This is a genomic window from Sphingomonas sp. Leaf20 (genome assembly GCF_001421535.1).
In the GTDB taxonomy this organism is placed as follows: domain Bacteria; phylum Pseudomonadota; class Alphaproteobacteria; order Sphingomonadales; family Sphingomonadaceae; genus Sphingomonas.
This window is the reverse complement of sequence record NZ_LMKN01000001.1, coordinates 363696-382445: the sequence shown is the minus strand read 5'-3', so window position 1 is coordinate 382445 and position 18750 is coordinate 363696. Positions and strand designations below refer to the sequence as shown.

General features: G+C 68.2%; 18 protein-coding genes. 8 read left to right on the top strand and 10 right to left on the bottom strand.

Going from position 1 to position 18750, the window contains the following annotated elements:
• Positions 1 to 77 precede the first annotated feature (77 nt).
• The 5 genes from ASE72_RS01830 to miaA all read right to left on the bottom strand — a co-directional run bounded on the left by ASE72_RS01830 (position 78) and on the right by miaA (position 5669).
• Positions 78 to 683, bottom strand: a complete 606-nt coding sequence (locus ASE72_RS01830; protein WP_056015888.1) for a YceI family protein — start codon at positions 681 to 683, stop codon at positions 78 to 80.
• 511 nt (positions 684 to 1194) lie between these two features.
• Positions 1195 to 2214, bottom strand: a complete 1020-nt coding sequence (gene ilvC / locus ASE72_RS01825; RefSeq protein WP_055872745.1) for a ketol-acid reductoisomerase — start codon at positions 2212 to 2214, stop codon at positions 1195 to 1197.
• A gap of 179 nt (positions 2215 to 2393) precedes the next feature.
• A complete protein-coding gene (ilvN, locus tag ASE72_RS01820) occupies positions 2394 to 2909 on the bottom strand; it encodes an acetolactate synthase small subunit (protein ID WP_031395186.1) in 516 nt (171 codons plus the stop codon).
• Positions 2909 to 4657, bottom strand: coding sequence for an acetolactate synthase 3 large subunit (locus tag ASE72_RS01815; RefSeq protein ID WP_056015886.1), 1749 nt, complete (start codon positions 4655 to 4657; stop codon positions 2909 to 2911). The genes ilvN and ASE72_RS01815 overlap by 1 nt, the downstream gene beginning before the upstream one ends.
• An 82-nt stretch (positions 4658 to 4739) precedes the next feature.
• Entirely contained in the window at positions 4740 to 5669 is a 930-nt protein-coding gene (gene miaA, locus ASE72_RS01810; protein ID WP_056018734.1) for a tRNA (adenosine(37)-N6)-dimethylallyltransferase MiaA, read from the bottom strand.
• On the opposite strand from miaA, the gene serB reads away from it, so the two are divergent.
• Positions 5662 to 6543, top strand: coding sequence for a phosphoserine phosphatase SerB (gene serB / locus ASE72_RS01805; RefSeq protein WP_056015884.1), 882 nt, complete (start codon positions 5662 to 5664; stop codon positions 6541 to 6543). The genes miaA and serB overlap by 8 nt on opposite strands.
• Positions 6544 to 6674: 131 nt before the next feature.
• Positions 6675 to 7421, top strand: a complete 747-nt coding sequence (locus ASE72_RS01800; RefSeq protein WP_056015882.1) for a Crp/Fnr family transcriptional regulator — start codon at positions 6675 to 6677, stop codon at positions 7419 to 7421.
• A 54-nt stretch (positions 7422 to 7475) separates the two neighbouring features.
• On the opposite strand, the gene ASE72_RS01795 is transcribed toward ASE72_RS01800, so the two are convergent.
• The gene (locus ASE72_RS01795) at positions 7476 to 8510 is read right to left on the bottom strand and encodes an SPOR domain-containing protein (protein WP_056018732.1); all 1035 of its coding nucleotides are present in this window, start codon (positions 8508 to 8510) and stop codon (positions 7476 to 7478) included.
• Positions 8511 to 8695: 185 nt separating this feature from the next.
• Between ASE72_RS01795 and ASE72_RS01790 the strand changes: the two genes are divergently transcribed.
• The 3 genes from ASE72_RS01790 to ASE72_RS01780 are packed head-to-tail and all read left to right on the top strand — an operon-like array spanning position 8696 to position 11159.
• A complete protein-coding gene (locus tag ASE72_RS01790; protein WP_056018729.1) occupies positions 8696 to 9418 on the top strand; it encodes a ParA family protein in 723 nt (240 codons plus the stop codon).
• Positions 9415 to 9777: a CopG family ribbon-helix-helix protein gene (locus ASE72_RS01785; RefSeq protein ID WP_056015880.1), complete on the top strand. Its 363-nt coding sequence runs from the start codon at positions 9415 to 9417 to the stop codon at positions 9775 to 9777. The genes ASE72_RS01790 and ASE72_RS01785 overlap by 4 nt, the downstream gene beginning before the upstream one ends.
• Positions 9774 to 11159: an SPOR domain-containing protein gene (locus ASE72_RS01780; RefSeq protein ID WP_056015877.1), complete on the top strand. Its 1386-nt coding sequence runs from the start codon at positions 9774 to 9776 to the stop codon at positions 11157 to 11159. Before ASE72_RS01785 ends, ASE72_RS01780 begins: the two co-directional genes overlap by 4 nt.
• A 44-nt stretch (positions 11160 to 11203) precedes the next feature.
• Here the strand turns inward: ASE72_RS01780 and ASE72_RS01775 are convergent, their stop codons facing one another.
• Together ASE72_RS01775 and ASE72_RS01770 are read right to left on the bottom strand one after the other, a co-directional pair.
• Positions 11204 to 12424, bottom strand: a complete 1221-nt coding sequence (locus ASE72_RS01775; RefSeq protein WP_056015874.1) for a dihydroorotase — start codon at positions 12422 to 12424, stop codon at positions 11204 to 11206.
• Positions 12421 to 13407, bottom strand: a complete 987-nt coding sequence (locus ASE72_RS01770) for an aspartate carbamoyltransferase catalytic subunit (protein ID WP_056015871.1) — start codon at positions 13405 to 13407, stop codon at positions 12421 to 12423. Before ASE72_RS01770 ends, ASE72_RS01775 begins: the two co-directional genes overlap by 4 nt.
• A gap of 124 nt (positions 13408 to 13531) precedes the next feature.
• Here ASE72_RS01770 and ASE72_RS01765 point away from each other — a divergent pair, with 124 nt between their 5' ends.
• Positions 13532 to 15100 carry a hypothetical protein gene (locus ASE72_RS01765; protein WP_056015869.1) on the top strand — a complete coding sequence of 523 codons (1569 nt, stop codon included), beginning with the start codon at positions 13532 to 13534 and terminating at the stop codon, positions 15098 to 15100.
• Here ASE72_RS01765 and ruvX read toward each other — a convergent pair.
• Positions 15097 to 15564 carry a Holliday junction resolvase RuvX gene (gene ruvX / locus ASE72_RS01760; RefSeq protein ID WP_056015867.1) on the bottom strand — a complete coding sequence of 156 codons (468 nt, stop codon included), beginning with the start codon at positions 15562 to 15564 and terminating at the stop codon, positions 15097 to 15099. The genes ASE72_RS01765 and ruvX overlap by 4 nt on opposite strands.
• The gene (locus tag ASE72_RS01755) at positions 15561 to 16670 is read right to left on the bottom strand and encodes a DUF3089 domain-containing protein (protein WP_056015864.1); all 1110 of its coding nucleotides are present in this window, start codon (positions 16668 to 16670) and stop codon (positions 15561 to 15563) included. The genes ruvX and ASE72_RS01755 overlap by 4 nt, the downstream gene beginning before the upstream one ends.
• 281 nt (positions 16671 to 16951) lie before the next feature.
• Here ASE72_RS01755 and gatC point away from each other — a divergent pair, with 281 nt between their 5' ends.
• Positions 16952 to 17254, top strand: a complete 303-nt coding sequence (gatC, locus tag ASE72_RS01750) for an Asp-tRNA(Asn)/Glu-tRNA(Gln) amidotransferase subunit GatC (protein ID WP_031396405.1) — start codon at positions 16952 to 16954, stop codon at positions 17252 to 17254.
• Positions 17254 to 18750: an Asp-tRNA(Asn)/Glu-tRNA(Gln) amidotransferase subunit GatA gene (gene gatA / locus ASE72_RS01745; protein ID WP_056015861.1), complete on the top strand. Its 1497-nt coding sequence runs from the start codon at positions 17254 to 17256 to the stop codon at positions 18748 to 18750. Before gatC ends, gatA begins: the two co-directional genes overlap by 1 nt.

Below are 18750 nucleotides of genomic sequence, written 5' to 3'. Positions count from 1 at the left end.
AGGCGACCGTGAGTCATTGCGTCTTCCCTATCGCGCGGACACGGTAAATGTCCAGCGCGATAGGGCAGGGTTACGTATTATTGCGCAGCGAACGCCGCGTTGATCGTCAGGTCGACCCGGTCAGAGACCACGGGTACCGCCGCACCGAGCCCGAAATCGCTCCGCTTGATCGAACTCGTCGCGCGGAAGCCGAAGTTCACCTTCTTGTTCATCGGGTTCGTGCCCGCGCCGACGAACGTCGCCTGCAGCACGACAGGCTTGGTGACGCCCTTGATCGTCAGGTCACCCGTGATCGTCGCCTTGTCGCCGGTCGCGACGACCTTGGTCGAGACGAACTTGGCGGTCGGGTGCGTGGCGACGTCAAAGAAATCCTTTGACTTGAGATGGCCGGTGAACGGTGCGGAGGTGACCGACAACTGGTCGATCGCGAAATTGACCTCGACCTTGGTTGCGTTCGGCTTGGCGGGATCGATCATGATGCTGCCGCCCGATGCGCCGAACTGACCTTCGAGCATCGAGAAGCCCATATGGTTGACCTGCCACGTGACCTGCGTGTGGTTGGGGTCGACCGCATAGGTGCCGGCGGCGACGCGGGCTTTGACGGGGGCGCCGGGGACGGCGGCGGTCTGGGCGAGGACGGGAGCGGCGGTGAGGGCGAGGATGGTGGCTAGGACTAGGCGCATGCGGGGTCTCCTGTTGAACGCGCGATGCTGGCCGAGCGGAGGGAGCGCGTCAAATGACGTTATGCCAACGCTGTGTTTCGGATTTGGGTCGGTGGGGGGTAGGGGAGGCACGCTCGTTGCTGCTCCCCCGCGGACGCGGGGGCCCAGCTAAACCACGATCACCGCCCGGAATCCTGGGGCCCCGCCTTCGCGGGGGAACAAGAGTGGCGGGAGAACTGGGTAGCGGGAACGAGAGTAGCGGGGAACGGGAGTGGTGGGGGAGAGGCGCGCTTACCCTCAAACGCCACCACCCCGGCGAAGGCCGGGGCCCAATTGGGGGACGACGGTAACGGAGAATTGTCCTCTGTTACTACGACCTTTCCAGTTGGACCCCGGCCTTCGCCGGGGTGGAGCTTAGCGAATGGGCCGAGCGACGCCCATGCCCCACGCCCGCCCGTCGGCCACGGCGAAGCCGCGCCCTGTGGGCGGGCTCCGGCGTGCCGGCCGGTCGATAAAGCGAAAACTGACGGCGTCAGTTTTTAGCTTTGTCGACCAGCGCATTCTTCCCGATCCACGGCATCATCCCACGCAGTTCGCTGCCGATCTTCTCGATCGGATGCGCCAGCGCCTGCTTGCGCGCGGCCTTGAGCTCGGGCTGCCCCGCGCGGTTGTCGAGGATGAAGTTCTTGACGAAGCGGCCCGACTGGATGTCGGCCAGCACGCGCTTCATCTCGGCCTTGGTCTCGGACGTGATGATCCGCGGACCCGTGGTGATGTCGCCATATTCCGCAGTGTTCGAGATCGAATAGCGCATGTTGGCGATCCCGCCCTCATAGAGCAGGTCGACGATCAGCTTGGTCTCGTGCAGGCACTCGAAATAGGCCATTTCGGGCGCGTAGCCGGCTTCGGTCAGCGTCTCGAACCCGGCCTGGATCAGGTGGGTGATGCCGCCGCACAGCACGGCCTGCTCGCCGAACAGATCGGTCTCGCACTCCTCGCGGAAGTTGGTCTCGATGATGCCCGAACGACCGCCACCGACGCCGCTGGCATAAGCAAGCGCGATGTCGTGCGCGTTGCCCGACTTGTCCTGGTCGATCGCGATCAGGCAGGGCACGCCGCCGCCGCGGACATATTCGCTGCGCACGGTGTGGCCGGGGCCCTTGGGTGCGATCATGATGACGTCGAGATCGGCGCGCGGCTCGATCAGGCCGAAATGGACGTTCAGGCCATGAGCAAAAGCAATCGTCGCACCCTGCTTCAGATTGTCGTGCAGGTCGGTCGCGTAGATCGCGGCCTGATGCTCGTCGGGGGCAAGGATCATGACGATGTCCGCCCAGGCGGCCGCCTCGGCGTTCGACTTGACTGCGAAGCCGGCCTCGATCGCTTTCTTGGCGGTCGCCGAGCCCTCACGCAGCGCGATGGCGACGTCCTTGACGCCCGAATCGCGCAGGTTCTGCGCATGCGCATGGCCCTGCGAGCCGTAACCGACGATCGCGATCTTCTTGTCGGTGATCAGGTTCAGGTCGGCGTCGCGATCATAATAGACACGCATTGGGAGAGTCCTTTCTTGAAGCGTTGCATTGGAAAGCGTCGGCGCCCGCACATCCGTCATACCAGCGAAAGCTGGTATCTCATGCGGCTCCTGCAGGACAGGAGCCGCGGGAGACCCCAGCGTTCGCTGGGGTGACGGAGTTGGGGGCGGCGGGCTTCGTTAAAACTCGTGGGGTAAATTCAGGCCGGCTCTTTGCCGCGGGCGATCGCGACGATGCCGGTGCGGGCGACTTCGATCAGACCGACTTCGCCCATGAGTTCGACGAACTTGTCGATCTTGTCGATCCCGCCGGTCACTTCGAACACGAAGCTCGACGTCGTCGCATCGACCACGCGCGCGCGGTAGACGTCGGCGAGGCGGAGTGCCTCGATCCGGTGGTCGCCGGTGCCGCGCACCTTGACCAGCGCGAGCTCGCGCTCGACGTGCGCGCCCTGTGCGGTCAGGTCGGTGACCTTGTGGACGGGGACGAGCCGGTCGAGCTGCGCGAGGATCTGCTCCATCGTCGCGGGCGATGCGCTGGTGACGATCGTGATGCGGCTGACCGCCTTGTCGGCGGTGATCTCCGACACGGTCAGGCTCTCGATATTATAGCCGCGCGCGGTGAACAGGCCGGCGATCCGGGCGAGGATGCCCGGTTCGTTGTCGACGATGACGGCGAGCGTGTGCCGCTCGGCCTTTTCCTGGGAAATATGCATCAAACCAGCGCCTTCGCTTCGTCGTCCATCGTGCCCGACACTTCGTTCGCCTGCAGGATCATGTCTGTATGCGCCGCCCCCGATGGAATCATCGGGAAGCAGTTGGTCAGCTGCGACACGCGGCAATCGACGATCACCGGGCCGTCATAGGCCAGCATCTCGGCGATCCCGCTGTCGAGCTGGTCGCGCGTCTCGATCAGGATGCCCTTCCAGCCATAGGCCTCGCCCAACCGGACGAAATCGGGCAGCGAATCCGAATAGCTCTCGGCATAGCGGCTCTCATAGGTAAGCTCCTGCCACTGGCGGACCATGCCCATATACTGGTTGTTGAGGATGAAGATCTTCACCGGCAACCGGTATTGCGACGCGGTCGCCAGCTCCTGGATGTTCATCTGGATCGACGCCTCGCCGGCGATGTCGATCACCAGCGCGTTGGGGTTGCCGAGCTGCGCGCCGATCGCGGCGGGCAGGCCATAGCCCATCGTGCCGAGACCGCCGCTCGTCAGCCACTTGTTCGGCTTTTCGAACCCGAAATGCTGGGCTGCCCACATCTGGTGCTGGCCGACCTCCGTCGTGATGATCGGGTTGCGCACGTTCGTCGCGTCGAACAGCGCCCGGATCGCGCGCTGCGGCATGATCTCGTTCGGGTCGTTCTCGGGGAAATCGAGGCACTTCACCGCGCGCCAGCCGGCGATACGACGCTGCCAGTCGGTCGTGTCGGGCTTGGGATGCTGACGGCTCTTCCAGATCCGCACCATGTCCTCGAGCGCATGGCCGACATCCGCGATGATCCCGAGATCGACGCGCACCGTCTTGTTCACCGACGAGCGATCGATGTCGATATGCACCTTCCGCGAATTCGGGCTGAACGCATCGAGCCGTCCGGTCACGCGGTCGTCGAACCGGCTGCCGAGCGCGACGACGAGGTCGGCCTGGTTCATCGCCATGTTGGCCTCGTACGTGCCGTGCATGCCGAGCATGCCGAGCCACTGCTCACCGCTCGCGGGATAGGCGCCGAGACCCATCAGCGTCGAGGTCACCGGTGCGCCGGTGATCCGGACGAGCTCGCACAGCAGCTGGCTCGCGGCGGGGCCGGAATTGATGATGCCGCCGCCGGTGTACAGGATCGGGCGTTCGGCCGCGGCGAGCATGTCGACGAGCTGCTCGATCTGCGACTGGTCGGCCTTCACCTGCGGGCGATAGGTCTTGTGCTGGATCGGGCCGGGCTTGGTATAGCGCGCGGTGGCGACCTGCACGTCCTTGGGAATGTCGACGACCACCGGACCCGGACGACCCGAGGTGGCGATGTGGAACGCCTCATGGATCACGCCGCCGAGCTTGGCGGGGTCCTTCACGAGATAATTGTGCTTCGAGCAATGGCGCGTGATGCCGACGGTGTCGGCCTCCTGGAACGCGTCGGTGCCGATCAGCGCGGTCGGCACCTGGCCGGTGATCACGACCATGGGAATCGAATCCATCAGCGCGTCGGTGATCCCGGTGACCGCGTTGGTCGCTCCAGGCCCCGAGGTGACGAGCACCACGCCGGGCTTGCCGGTCGAGCGGGCATAGCCCTCCGCCGCGTGCGTCGCCGCCTGTTCGTGGCGCACCAGGATGTGCTTGATCCGGCCACTGCGAAACAGCGCGTCGTAGATCGGCAGCACGGCACCACCCGGATAGCCGAACACGACCTCCACGCCGAGATCGCACAGCGCCTCGATCAGGATATCGGCTCCACTCTTCTCGGTCATCACGTCATAATCCTTTCGAATGCGCCGCCTTTAGCGCCTCGTGGAGGGGGCGGCTACCGATATAAAAGATGCGTGTCAAACATCATTTGAGCAATATAGTTTCAAATTGCTGCAAGCGCGTTGGAAAATCGAGTGCATCGGTGCGCGTCCAGGCGGCCGGGGGCTGGTGCCGGAGCCAGGTATATTGGCGCTTGGCATAGCGCCGCGTGGCGAGAGATCCGGCGGCTATCGCGTCGGTCAACGACGTCTCGCCGCGGACGAGCGCGGCGATCTCGGGGACGCCGATCGCGCGGCGGATCGGTGCGTCCTGCGGGATGTCGGTGCGGGCCAGGAGCGCGGCGACCTCGCTCTGGCTGGTCTTGGCCATCTCGGCGAAGCGCTGGTCGATGCGCGCGTTCAGCCAGTCGCGGTCGGGGATGAGGATCAGCGCGCGGACGTCGAGCCGGTCGCCGATCCCGCCCACCCGTTCGGTCTGCCAGTCGGCGAGCGTGCGGCCTGTCCCGCGGACGACTTCGAGTGCGCGGGCGACGCGCGTGGTGTCGGCGGCGTTGAGCCGGGCGGCGGCGGGCGGGTCGAGCAACGCGAGCGCGTCATGCGCCTCGGCGACAGGAAGAGCGCGGACGTGCTCGCGAAGGTCGGGGTCGATCGCGGGGACGGGGGCGATGCCGTCGAGCAGCGTGCGGATATAGAGCCCGGTGCCGCCGACCAGGATCGGCAGTTTGCGCTCCGCCACCACCTCGTCGATCGCGCGCGTCGCCTCGGCGGCCCAGCGTGCGGCGGAATAGGTCGCGTCGGCGGCGTCGACATGGCCGAACAAGCGGTGCGGGGCGCTCCCCTCCTCCTCGGCCGAAGGGCGCGCAGTCAGGATGCGGAGATCGGCATAGACTTGCGCGGAATCGGCGTTGATGACGACCCCGTTGTGGCGCGCGGCGATGGCGAGCGCGAGCGCGGACTTGCCGCTCGCGGTCGGCCCTGCGATGAGCGCGACCTTCGGGAGATGTTCTATGTTCACGGCAACGCTTATAGCCTCGGGCACGCTGACCGCAGGCGATATTTCGACCGCGATGGACCGGTTGCGCGACGCCGGCTGCGCACCGGGCGCGAGCGGCTGGATCGACGAGGGCGACGCCGCCGACCTGATCTTCGGGATGGCGCCCGATGCGGCGCGCAGCGCGCTTGAGGGGGCGTTCGAGCGTACCGATGTGGTGGTCCAGCCGAGCCACACGCGCACCAAGACCTTGCTGGTCGCGGACATGGATTCGACGATGATCACCGTCGAGTGCATCGACGAGCTGGCGGATTATGCGGGCATCAAGCCGCAGATCGCCGAGATCACCGAACGCGCGATGCGCGGCGAGCTCGATTTCGAGGCGGCACTCGATGCGCGCGTCGCGTTGCTCAAGGGGCTGGCGGAGAGCGATATCGAGCGATGTCTCGCCGAGCGCGTGACGATCATGCCAGGCGCCAAGGCGCTGGTCCGGACGATGCGGTCGCGCGGGGCGCTGGCGGTGCTGGTGTCGGGCGGGTTCACACGGTTCGCGGAGCCAGTGGCAAAAGCGATCGGCTTCGATCGCGCGATCGCCAACATGCTCGAGGTTGCGGATGGCGTGCTGACGGGGACGGTGACGAAGCCGGTCGTCGGGTCGGCGACCAAGCTGACGACGCTCAACGCGGCGATTGCCGAGCGGGGGATCGCCGTGGAAGAGTCGCTTGCGGTGGGCGATGGCGCAAACGACCTGGCGATGATCGAGGCGGCGGGGCTGGGGGTCGCATTCCGTGCGAAACCGATCGTCGCGGCGGCCGCGGCGGCGCGCGTCGATCATGGCGACCTGACCGCGCTCCTCCATGCGCAGGGACTGCCGCGGCGAGACTGGATCGTCGCCTGACGCCCTGACAACCGACGTGAAGCCGCGCATGCATGCCGTCTGAGTTGTTGATATAAGTTAGCGGGTTTACCACTCCGGCCTTGTTACCCGACCAATGCGTTTTAAGGGGCTTGCTCAACGCGTTACGAGGAATGGTCGACGGGATGGATGCGGGCTGGAATGTTGAGCGCTTCAAGGAATTCACGGGCGCGGACGTCGCGGACATCGAGCGGTTCAAGCAGATGGCGGGGCCGTCGATACGGCTGAAGCGCGGTGATATCGTACGGCGCCAAGGCGCGTCCGATCCCCAGGTCTACATGCTGATCAGTGGTTGGGTGACGTGCAGCATCAACGTCGGGCAGGGCGCACGGCAGATCGTGAAGGTGCATCTGCCCGGCGATCTGGTCGGGATGCCCAGCATCGCGGCAAGCACGGCGTGCGACACGATCCAGACGCTGAGCGACGTGACGATGGGGGTGGTCGAGACCACGGCGATCGGCCGTGTCTTCGCCGAGAACCCCCGGCTTGCCGCGCTGTTCTTCCTTGTGGCGCAACAGGAACGCGTGCTGCTGATGGAGCGCCTTGCCTCGATCGGACGAACCAGCGCGATCAGCCGCGTCGCTGCGCTGATGCTCGAATTGCGGTCGCGGCTGCGGCGCAGCGATGCTGCGGTCGATACCGCGTTTCCGGCCCCCCTGACGCAGGAGGATATCGGCGATCTGACGGGGCTGACCCCGGTCTATGTCAATCGGACGCTTCGGCAGTTGCGTACCGAGGGGGTCGCGGTGTGGCGCCGCGGCGAGATCACGATCACCGACCATCCCCGGCTGATCGACTATGCCGAGCTGCCGCAGCGCGCGGAGCGCGACATCAGCTGGATCCCGGCGCGAACCGAGTGAGATGACCGAGGCGACGGACGTGCCCGGGCGCGGGCAGGTCCGTCGCCGGACGCGTCAGGGATTGACGACGACGCAGGGCTGGCCTGACGCGGCACAGGCGCGGGTCGCATCCGCGCGCGTCGCGAACCCGCCGGCCTGAAGCCGGGTGACGGCGCCGGCGGCGACATAGCTCGGCTGTGCACCACCCAGCTTTCCGCGGACACGGCTCCACAGCGTCTCGGCATTGGCGCGGTCGCGGAACGCGCCGAGCTGGATCCGCCATTTGCCCGATGCGCGTGCGGCGGCTGGCGCCGGTTTCACCGGTGCGGGCTTGGGCGCTGCCTTGGGGGCAGGTTTGGCCGGTGCCTCGGGCTTCGGCGCCGGCTTTTCGGCCTTGCGGGCAGGCGCTGCCGTGCGTGCGGGGGTGGTACTCGCGGCGACACGCGGTGGCTGTGCCGGTGTCGAGGCCGGGACGGGCGTGCGGACGGTCGGTGCGGGCGCCTGCTGCGGGCGAATGGTGGCGGGAGCGCTGGCCTGCGCCAGCTTTTGCTGCGCGGCGATCTGCTGGGCGAGCGCGGTGCCGCGCTGACGATCCTCGGCCGTGATGTACTGATCCATCTGCGCGAGCGTCTGCGAGGCGGATTGCAGCCCCGCGCTGCTGGCGCGCGTCATCAAGGCATAGGCACGGGGATAGTCGCGGGGCACGCCGTCGCCGTTGAACAGCATCGTTCCCAGCACCAGCTGCGTGCGGGGTTCGCCGCGTGCCACCGACTTCTCCAGCCAGGGCAGCGCCTCCGACTTCTTGCCCGCCTGGAACAGCGCGAGCCCGTAATTGTCCTGCGCCTGGACGTGTCCTTGCGCCGCGGCCTTGCGGAACCAGCTTTCCGCGAGCGCGGGGTCGAGCGGGACCCCGCGCCCGAGCTTGTACGCCTGGGCGAGGTTGAACTGGGCGTCGGCGTCACCGGCGATCGCGAGTGGCCGCCACTGGTCGATCGCGGTGCGATAGTCACCGCGGCTCCATGCGTCGACGCCTGCCTTCACATCCGCCGCCGCCGGCACAGCAGCGCAGGCGGCTGCCATCGCCACCGCGCCGAAAAACACGTTCCGCATCGTCCACCTCATCGAAGCCATTGCCGTTCCTCATGCCGTCATAGCCCGGTGAAGGCAAAGATCACGTTAAGCCTTTTGCCGCGCACCGCGGGGGCGATTCCTGCCTCCGCGTTAACCGCTTCTTATCCGCCATCATGGCATTCCCGACGATATTCGAGATAGGCATTCAAGGGGTTGGCGGATTCATGCGCGTTCTGGCGTTGGCATCGCAGAAGGGGGGATCGGGCAAGACCACGCTGTCGGGCCATCTCGCGGTGCAGGCCGAGCGCACCGGCCACGGGCCGGTCGTGCTGATTGACATCGACCCCCAGGCGTCGCTCACGGACTGGTGGAACGAGCGCGAGGACGAGACGCCGGCGTTCGCGCAGACGACGGTTTCGCGGCTGGCCGCCGATCTCGAGATCCTTCGGCTCCAGGGGTTCAAGCTGGCGCTGATCGATACGCCGCCCGCGATCACCATTGCGATCCAGAGCGTGATCGCGGTCGCCGAGCTGATCGTCATCCCGACCCGGCCGAGCCCGCATGACCTGCGCGCCGTGGGGGCTACCGTCGACCTGTGCGACCGTGCCGGCAAACCGCTGATCTTCGTCGTGAACGCGGCGACGCCCAAGGCGCGGATCACCGGCGAGGCGATCGTCGCGCTGTCGCAGCACGGGACGGTCGCGCCAATCACGATCCACCAGCGCACCGACTTCGCCGCCTCGATGATCGACGGCCGGACGGTGATGGAGGTCGATGCCAGGAGCAAGTCGGCGGCCGAGGTCGAGTCGCTCTGGACCTATATCTGCGACCGGCTCGAGAAGAATTTCCGGCGGACGGTGTTCGCGGTCCCGGTTCATCCGGCACCCCGAGGCCAGCGCACCGCGCCTGTGGGCTTCGGTCGCCGCGTCGTGGGGGAGGGGGCATGACGCCAAACCCGAAGCCGCTGGCGTCGCTGTCGTCGGCATTGCTGGCGCGCAAGCCGGGCGATCGCCGCGGGCCAAGGCGCATGGCGCTCAGCCTGCCGGCCGCCGACATGGCGATGGCGAACGAACTCGCGGACGATCCGGTGATGCCCGCCAAGGTCAAGCGGATCGCCTTCACGTTGCGGCTCGAACCTGCGCGGCACGCGCGGCTGAAACAGGCGAGTGCGGCGACGGGGCGATCCGCCCAGTTTCTGCTGACCGAGGCGCTGGACGCCTTCCTAGAGACAGTGCCCGGGGAGGACGCGGTCGACGCGCCTGCCGATGACGGGCGACACGTAAACCGGTGGGGTTTGATCCGATGAAGACGCGCGTTTTCCTTTCGATGGGCCTGTCTGCGCTGGTCCTTGGCGGCACGATGGTCGGGTGCAGTGCATCCGACGGCGGCACCGGCATCGCCTCGGCGAGCAGCCGCGACGATGCGTTTGCGGCGAAGGCGGGGATGGCGAACGCGCGCCGCGCCCAAGCGGCGCTTGCCAAGCGCGATGGTGACGGCGCGGTGCGGTACGCCGAGGCTGCCGTCGGGATGATGCCGCAATCCGCCGATTATCGCCTGCTGCTGGCGCAAGGCTATCTCGAGGCGGGTCGGTTCACCTCCGCGCGACAGGGATTTGCCGATGCGCTCGCGCTGGCACCCGAGAATGGCAAGGCGGCGTTGAACCTCGCGCTGATGCAGACCGCGGGGGGCGACTGGCAGGCGGCACGGCTCACGCTGGCGCAGCACGCGGCGATCATCCCGGCGAGCGATCGCGGGCTGGCGCTGGCGCTGGCGGGGGATGCGCAGGGCGCGATCACGCTTCTCACCGATGTCGCCCGCTCGTCCGAGAGCAATGCGAAGGTCCGGCAGAATCTTGCGCTCAGTCTCGCGCTGGCGGGCCAGTGGCAGGCTGCACGCGTCGTCGCGGCCACCGATCTCGCACCGACCGATGTCGATGTCCGGCTCGCGCAATGGGCCGCCTTCGCGCAGCCCGCCGCGGCCCATGAGCAGATTGCCGCGCTGCTCGGCGTTCGCGCGGTGACAGATGCGGGACAGCCCGTCGCGCTGGCGCTCAACCGCGCGCCGCTGATGGCACCGATGGCGCCGGCCTCGGGCGCCGCACCGGTCGAGGCACTGGCGGCGGCGAACACAGGCGAATCCGACGACCGTCGTGCCTTCGCGGCGGCCGGGCAGGACGATGCGACGGCAACACCGGGCGTCGTCGCAGGGTTTTCAAAGGTGACGTTCGCGCCCCGGCGCGAGGTTGTCCAGGCGCTGCCGTCGAGAAGCCCCGCGATGATGCTGCGTGACGCCACACCGCGGCTCGCCGACCGCAGCACAAGTGTTGCGCCCGATACCGCGGCGTCAGCCGTACAGGCGGCGGCAATGCGGTCTGCGATCCCGGCACGTTCGGGCGACTGGTATGTCCAGATCGGCGCCTATGACACGGTCGGCGTGGCGAAGGACGCCTGGACCCGCGCGACGCGGCGCTTTGCAGCATTTGCCGGCCAGCAGCCCAACGGGATGACGTTCAGGGCAAACGGCGACGCGTTCTACCGCTTGTCGGTCGGAGGCTTCAGCCGCGGCGAGGCGGACCGGCTGTGCCGCCGCTATCGCACGACGGGGGGCGCATGCTTCGTCCGCGAGGGCGCGGGCGACCAGATGGCGCAGTGGCTGCGCAAGGGCGGGATGCAGGTCGCTTCGCGGTAACCGACCGGGATCGCCGCCCGGACGTCTTGGCGGGCTATCCTGCGTCAGACGATCTCGCGGCCGCCCTTCCACACGCGCAGCACTTTTCCCTGCACCGGTAGTCCGTCGAACGGCGTGTTGTTCGCGCTCGCGGCAAACGCATCGCCGGTGATCTGCCACGGCGCATCCGCGTCGAACAGGAGCAGGTCGGCGGGCTTGCCAACCTCGAGCGTTCCGGTGTCGAGTCCGAGCACCGCGGCGGGGTTGCGCGCGAGCAGCGCGAACAGCCGGTCGAGCGTCGCGTGCCCGTCGCGCACGAGCATCAGCGCGAGCGGCAGGAGCGTCTCGGCACCCGCCATCCCCGCGGTCGAATCGGCGAAGGGCAGGCGCTTCTCTTCGGGTCCGCGCGGGTCGTGCGCCGAGCAGATCACGTCGATCGTACCGTCGGCGACCGCCGCCAGCGCCGCCTGGCGATCCGATTCGCTCCTGAGCGGGGGCGAGAGATGCGCGAAGCTGCGGAAATCGCTGACCGCGATGTCGGACAGATGGAGATGCGCGGGCGTGATGCCGCACGTCACCGCGACGCCGCGGCGCTTGGCCGCGCGGATCAGGTCGAAGCCCGCGGCGGTCGTGACCTGGCGGACATGGAGGCGCGCGCCGGTCTCCTCCGCCAGCATAAGGTCGCGCGCGATTGCGAGCGCCTCGGCGATCGCGGGGGCGGCGGGCAGGCCGAGCCGGGTCGCGGTCTCGCCCGCGGTCGCGACCGCGCCATTGGTTAGCCCGCCATCCTCGGCATGCGTGACGACGGCGATGTCGAGGTCGCGCGCATAGGCGAGCACGCGGTGCATAACGCCGGTATCGGCGATCCAGCGCTTGCCGGTGCCGACCGCGCGCGCGCCCGCCGACAGGCAGACCGCCATTTCGGCGAGGTCATGTCCGGCGAGCCCCTGGGTCGCGGCGGCGATCGGGTGGATCCACAGATCGGGCTTGCCGATCAGCGCGGCGCGCTGGACGATGCCGGGATCGTCGAGCACGGGCGACTGGTCGGGCATCAGCCCGACGCGGACGATCCCGCCCGCACGGAACGCGGCACGGTCGATCCGCGCGACGCCGAGGTCGACGATGCCGGGCGCGATCGTCTTGCCCGCGCAGTCGATCGTCTGCGCATCGGCCGGGATCTCGACCAGCCCGGTCGCGACGACGACGCCGTCGCGGACGAGCAGATTGCCCTTGGTGACGCCGCCGACGGGGCAGGCGAGCGTCGCGTTGGTGAGCGCGAGGATCATGCCCAGCCCTCCACGCCGCGCGATCGGCGGGTCAGCACGTCGAGACACGCCATCCGCACCGCGACGCCCATCTCGACCTGTTCGGTGATCGCCGAGCGCGCGTGGTCGGCGACCGCCGAATCAATCTCGACCCCGCGGTTCATTGGGCCGGGGTGCATCACCAGCGCATCGGGCGCCGCGCGCGCGAGCCGGTTGAGCGTCAGCCCGTAACGCATCCGGTATTCACGCGTGGAGGGCACGTACGCGCCGTCCATCCGCTCGTTCTGCAGGCGCAGCATCATGACCACGTCGGCGCCCTCCAGCGCAGCATCGAAATCGGTGAACGGGGTCACCCCCATTTTGTGGATCGCGGCGGGCATCAGCGTCGAGGGCGCGCAGACGCGGACCTCGGCCGCGAGCGCGGTCAGCGCGAGGATGTTCGAGCGCGCGACGCGGCTGTGGAGCACGTCGCCGCAGATCACGACGCGCTGCCCCGCGATCGCGCCGCGGCGGCGGCGGATGGTGAGCGCGTCGAGCAGTGCCTGCGTCGGATGTTCATGGCGGCCGTCGCCCGCGTTCAGGACGGGGCAATCGACCTTGTCCGCGATCAGCCGCACCGCGCCGCTCGACATGTGGCGGATGACGATGACGTCCGCGCGCATCGCGTTCAGCGTCATCGCGGTGTCGATCAGCGTCTCGCCCTTCTTCACGCTCGACTGCGCGGCGTGCATGTTGACGACGTCGGCGCCGAGCCGCTTGCCCGCGATCTCGAACGACAGCAGCGTGCGCGTGCTGTTCTCGAAGAACGCGTTGATCTGCGTGAGCCCGGCGAGCCGCTTGTCGGGGGTCGCATGGGTGCGGTTCGCCTCGACCCAGGTCTCCGCTTCGTCGAGCAGGAACGCGATTTCGTGCGGCTGGAGCCCGTCGATCCCGGTGAGGTGCCGGTGCGGGAAGACGGCGCCGCCCTCGATAAGGGTGGCGGGGCGGTGATCTGAACGTTGCATCAAGCGCGCTGGGTAGTGGGCTGCGACGGCGGGGGCAAGGTTTGCCGGCGTCTTTGCCGCCGTCTTTGCCCCCGGGCCGCGGATGGTTAACCCCGTTTTAGGGGCAGCGTGCGATGGGGGGCGCATGGTGGGGACAATCAACGCGAACGACGGCGTCATCGACAGCAGCGCGCATTGGTGGGAGCGGCGCTGGGTCCTGGCCGCGCTCGTCGTCGCTGCCGCGGTGCCATTGGCATGGCCGTCGCTGCCGCCGCTAAGCGACCTGCCCGGGCATATGGGTCGCTGGCATATCGCGATGGCGCTGCGCGACTCGCCCGATCTGGCGCGCTATTATGCGTTTCACTGGGCGCTGATCCCCAATCTGGGGATGGACCTGCTGGTGCCCGCGCTCGCCCGCGTGGTCGGTTTCGAGGCAGCGACCAAGCTCGCGGTGATGGCGATCCCGGTGCTGACCGTCATCGGCCTGCTATGGGCGGCGCGCGAGGCGCACGGGCGCGTTCCGCCGACCGCGATCCTCGCGGTGCCGCTCGCTTATGCCTGGCCGTTCCAGTTCGGTTTCGTCAATTTTACGCTGTCACAGGCGCTGGCCTTCTGCGCGCTGGCCTTGTGGATCCGCTGGGGGCGGGAGGGGCGGTTTGCGGTGCGCGCGGTGGCGTTCTTCGCGATCGCGTTCGTGTTGTGGGTGTCGCACAGCTTCGGCTGGGGGATGTTCGGGTTGATGGCGGCGGCCGCCGAGCTCGCGCGCATGCGTGCGGCGGGGAGGGGCTGGGGTGCCGCGCTCGGCACCACGATGCTGCAGTGCCTGCCGCTCGCGGGGCCGGTGATCATCATGGCCGCGCAGGCGGGATACGCGGCGGGAGCGGGGCCAGGAGCGGGGGCGGGTGGCCTCGGCGCGTCGGACTGGTTCAACGTGCCAATCAAGGCGCTGTGGCTGTTGTCGCTGTTCAGGGACCGGTGGCAGGCGTTCGATCTGCTCTCGCTGGTTCCGCTCGTCCTGCTGCTTTACGTCGCGGTGCGGAGCCCCGACTGGGGGTTTTCGCGGCTCATCGGCTGGCCTGCAGCAGCGTGCCTGGCGGCGTTCGTCATCCTGCCGCGGTTGTTGATGGGCGGCGCGTATGTCGACATGCGGATCGCGCCCGCCGCGATGATGCTCGCGCTCGTCGCGATCGCGCCGCCGATCGCGGCGAGGGCGACGCGAACCACCGCGCTGCTCGCCTTGCTGTTCGTCGCGGTCCGCCTTGGCAGCACGACGCTGAGCTTTGCCGAGCGCTCCGCCGAACAGCAGCGCGAGATCGCCGCGATCGCTGCGATCCCGCGGGGTGCGGCGGTTCTGTCATTGATCGCACGGCCATGTGGTAATGCGTGGACCGATCTGCGTCGCGATCACCTGCCCGGGCTGGCGATCGTCCGGCGCGACGTCTTCACCAACGATCAATGGGTGATCGCGGGCCAGCAACTGCTGAGCATCCGGCATCAGGTCGCCGCCCCCTATCTCGCCGATCCGAGTCAGAGCGTCTATCCCGCCCAATGTTCCGATATCGGGTCCAACTTCAACGCAGCGATCGCGGGCTTCCCGCGTGCGGCGTTCACGCATGTCTGGACGATCGGGTTTCCACCGGGGGCGGCACAGGCCGCGGATCTGCGCGTCGTCTGGACCAACGGGTCTTCGACCCTGTACCGGGTCGTCCGCTAGATCTGTCTGGTCACCAGCGCGTCGATCGCGCCCTGGAGGATGTACGCGGCGGCCATCTTGTCGACGAGTTCGGCGCGCTTGGCGCGGCTGGCATCCTGTTCGATCAGCGTGCGCGTGACCGCGACGGTCGACCAGCGTTCGTCCTGGAGCAGGATCGGCAGCCCCATGTCCTTAAGGTTCTGCGCGAACGCGCGCGTCGATTGCGAGCGCGGGCTTTCGCTGCCGTCGAGGTTGATCGGCAGGCCGATGACGAGCCCGACGACCTTCTGCGCCTTGATGATCTCGGCGAGCGCGGCCTTGTCCTTCTGGAACTTGGTGCGGCGGATCAGCAGCGCGGGGCTCGCGAACGACCAGCCGGCGTCGCATAGCGCGGTGCCGATCGTCTTGGTGCCGACGTCGAGCCCGATCAGCCGGCCGCCGTCGGGAAGCGCGTCGCGGAACTGCGCGGGGGAGAGCGTGATCATCGCGTGAAGGCTGCGAGGCGGCGGTTGGCGTCGGCGCGGACGTTCGCCCAGAACAGGCTGTAGTCATAGACGTGATAATTGTTGCCGGGCAGGACATAGGGCCCGAGATCGGGCGCGTCGCCGATCAGCAGGATGCCGCGATCGGCACAGCGCGCGGGCACACTGCCGGGCGTCATCGTCGCGGTGGCGAGGTCGGCGGACGGTACGAGCGTGCCGAGATTGGCGGTCGCGGGCGCCGCCGCGTCGGCGGTGCCGGTCAGCGGATTGGTACAGACGATCGGCGTATCCTTCCGCGGCTGGCCATCGAAGCCCGTCGTCTTGTCATAGGTGTCGACGATCAGCGAAGGGTCGGCAGGCTCGGCGAAGCTTTCCCACGACAGGATGCACCCGGTCTGATCGGCGGTGCGGCATTCGCCAAGGCCCATGCGCGGCAGGTCGGTGGTACGCGAGACGGGCCAGCCGACGACATAGGCCGCGACGATGCGCGTCTTCAGCTTCGGGTCGGTGGCGATGCGGTCGCGCAGCAGGCGGGTGAGGTGGAGCGCGCCCTGGCTGTGGCCGGCGAGGATGATCGGGCGGGTCGGGCCGGCTTCCTTGAGGAAGCGGTCGAACGCGGCGGTGACGTCGCCGTACGCCAGCGCGAGCGCGCGTTCGCTGTCGGCCTCGCTGGTCAGGAACGCGCCGAACGTCGCCTGACGATAGCGCGGCGCCCAGATGTCGCCCGCTTCGTTGAACGCGCTCGCCTGGCCGCGCAGGAACAGCTCCGCGCGCGCATTGGTCTCCGGATCGTCGATCGGCGCGTTCCAATGGTCGCGGTTGATGTACGATGTCGGGTGGATGAAGAAGATCGCGGCGCCCGTGCCCGGCTTGCCGGGGGTGTAGCCGGGCGGTGTCCAGAGCGCCGGATTGCCGGGGCGGTCGGGTCGCGCGAGCCACAGGACCTTGCGCGCATAGATGTTGCGCGGCGCCTCGCGCTGCGGCTGGAACGTCTCGCTGGGGACCATCGCGATCCGCATCAGGTCGGTGCCGAAAAGCCGATAGGCGAGCAGGGCGGCGATCGCGAGGACGATCATCGCGGTGACGAAATAGAGGAATTTGCGGGCCAAGCGGGACCTTCCGTGCAGGCGGTTTGGCCCCCGTGCCGCAAGCGGGGGGCGGTTGCAACGGGCGCGTCTCGCTAAGCGGGGTGTGAGGTTCCGATGAATCCTCCCCCGCCAGGGGGAGGTGGCGCCGAAGGCGACGGAGGGGGCGGACACGGATCAGGCGTTTCCCGTTCCTCCCCCTCCGTCAGGCTGACGCCTGCCACCTCCCCCTGGCGGGGGAGGATGAGGGGGAGCTCGGCTTAAACATATTGCGCGGCCGCGCCGCGCGGTGCTAGCCGAGCGCCATGTCCGTAGATACTGCAACCGTGAAGCGGATCGCGAGCCTTGCGCGCATCGCGATCACCGACGAGGACGCCGCCCGCATGGCGCCGGAACTCGGAAACATCCTTGGCTGGATCGAGATGCTGGGCGAGGTCGATACGACCGGCGTCGAGCCGATGACCGCCGTCATCCCCAACACGCTGCGGCTGCGCGACGACGTCGTCAACGCCGACCCGCTGACCGGCGGCAATATCCGCGAGCAGGTGCTGGCCAATGCGCCCGTAGCTGAACACGGTTTCTTCGCCGTGCCCAAGGTGATCGAATAATGACCGACCTTACCGATCTCGGCATCGCCGGCATCCGCGACGGCGTGCGCGACGGCAGCTTTTCGGCGCGCGACGTGGCCGATGCGTTCATCGTCAAGGTGAGCCAGGCCAAGGCGCTCAACGCGTTCCTGGTCGAGACGCCCGAGCATGCGATCGCCGCCGCCACCGCCGCCGATACCGCGCGCGCCGCCGGCGAGACGCTCAAGCCGCTGGCCGGCGTGCCGATCGGCATGAAGGACCTGTTCTGCACCAAGGGCGTCACGACGACCGCGGCGAGCCATATCCTCGAAGGCTTCACGCCGACCTATGAGTCGACCGTCTCGCAGAATCTGTGGGATGCGGGCGCGGGGATGCTCGGCAAGCTGAACATGGACCAGTTCGCGATGGGATCGTCGAACGAGACCTCCGCGTTCGGCAATGTGATCAGCCCGTGGAAGCGCAACGACGGCAATGGAGTGGGGGGCAACGCCGCGCTCGCACCCGGCGGATCGTCGGGTGGTTCGTCGTCGGCGGTCGCCGCGCGGCTTTGCCCCGGCGCGACCGGCACCGACACCGGCGGCTCGATCCGCCAGCCCGCCGCCTTCACCGGCATTTCGGGCATCAAGCCGACCTATGGTCGCTGCTCGCGCTGGGGGACGATCGCGTTCGCCTCGTCGCTCGACCAGGCCGGGCCGATGGCGCGCGACGTCCGCGACTGCGCGATCCTGCTCGAGGCGATGGCCGGGTTCGATCCGAAGGACGGCACCTCGCTTCAGCTCGACGTGCCGAAATGGGAAGCGGGTCTGTCGGCCAGCCTCGCGGGCCTGCGCGTCGGTATTCCCAAGGAATACCGCGTCGACGGGATGCCCGAGGAGATCGAGGCGCTCTGGCAGAAGGGCATCGACTGGCTGAAGGATGCCGGCGCGACGATCGTCGAGGTCTCGCTCCCGCACACCAAATACGCGTTGCCCGCCTATTACATCATCGCGCCGGCCGAGGCGTCGTCGAACCTCGCGCGCTATGACGGCGTGCGCTACGGCATCCGCGACCTGCCGGCCGGATCGGGGCTGCAGGACATGTACGCCGCGACGCGCGCCGACGGCTTCGGCCCCGAGGTGAAGCGGCGCATCATGATCGGCACCTATGTGCTGTCGGCGGGCTTCTACGACGCCTACTATACGCAGGCGCAGAAGGTGCGGACGCTGATCGCGCGCGATTTCGAGAAGGCGTGGGAGACGTGCGACGTCCTGCTCACGCCGACCGCCCCGTCCGCGGCGTTCGCGCTCGGCGAGAAGTCGGCCGATCCGATCGCGATGTACCTGAACGACGTCTTCACCGTGCCGTCGTCGCTGGCGGGTCTGCCGGCGATGTCGGTGCCGGGTGGTCTCGACAAGCAGGGGCTCCCGCTGGGCTTGCAGATCATCGGCAAGCCGCTCGACGAACAAGGCGTGCTGAACGCGGGGCTCGCGATCGAACAGCGGGCAGGATTTACGGCACGGCCAGAGGCTTGGTGGTAA

Coding starts and splice junctions, on each gene's coding strand:
- ilvC (WP_055872745.1), bottom strand. CDS start 2,214: ATGCGTGTCTATTATGATCGCGACGCCGACCTGAACCTGATCACCGAC.
- ASE72_RS01765 (WP_056015869.1), top strand. CDS start 13,532: ATGGTGGGGACAATCAACGCGAACGACGGCGTCATCGACAGCAGCGCG.
- ASE72_RS01775 (WP_056015874.1), bottom strand. CDS start 12,424: ATGATCCTCGCGCTCACCAACGCGACGCTCGCCTGCCCCGTCGGCGGC.
- ASE72_RS01800 (WP_056015882.1), top strand. CDS start 6,675: ATGGTCGACGGGATGGATGCGGGCTGGAATGTTGAGCGCTTCAAGGAA.
- ASE72_RS01815 (WP_056015886.1), bottom strand. CDS start 4,657: ATGACCGAGAAGAGTGGAGCCGATATCCTGATCGAGGCGCTGTGCGAT.
- ilvN (WP_031395186.1), bottom strand. CDS start 2,909: ATGCATATTTCCCAGGAAAAGGCCGAGCGGCACACGCTCGCCGTCATC.
- ASE72_RS01795 (WP_056018732.1), bottom strand. CDS start 8,510: ATGCGGAACGTGTTTTTCGGCGCGGTGGCGATGGCAGCCGCCTGCGCT.
- ASE72_RS01830 (WP_056015888.1), bottom strand. CDS start 683: ATGCGCCTAGTCCTAGCCACCATCCTCGCCCTCACCGCCGCTCCCGTC.
- gatA (WP_056015861.1), top strand. CDS start 17,254: ATGACCGACCTTACCGATCTCGGCATCGCCGGCATCCGCGACGGCGTG.
- gatC (WP_031396405.1), top strand. CDS start 16,952: ATGTCCGTAGATACTGCAACCGTGAAGCGGATCGCGAGCCTTGCGCGC.
- serB (WP_056015884.1), top strand. CDS start 5,662: ATGTTCACGGCAACGCTTATAGCCTCGGGCACGCTGACCGCAGGCGAT.
- ASE72_RS01790 (WP_056018729.1), top strand. CDS start 8,696: ATGCGCGTTCTGGCGTTGGCATCGCAGAAGGGGGGATCGGGCAAGACC.
- ASE72_RS01780 (WP_056015877.1), top strand. CDS start 9,774: ATGAAGACGCGCGTTTTCCTTTCGATGGGCCTGTCTGCGCTGGTCCTT.
- ASE72_RS01770 (WP_056015871.1), bottom strand. CDS start 13,407: ATGCAACGTTCAGATCACCGCCCCGCCACCCTTATCGAGGGCGGCGCC.
- ASE72_RS01785 (WP_056015880.1), top strand. CDS start 9,415: ATGACGCCAAACCCGAAGCCGCTGGCGTCGCTGTCGTCGGCATTGCTG.
- ruvX (WP_056015867.1), bottom strand. CDS start 15,564: ATGATCACGCTCTCCCCCGCGCAGTTCCGCGACGCGCTTCCCGACGGC.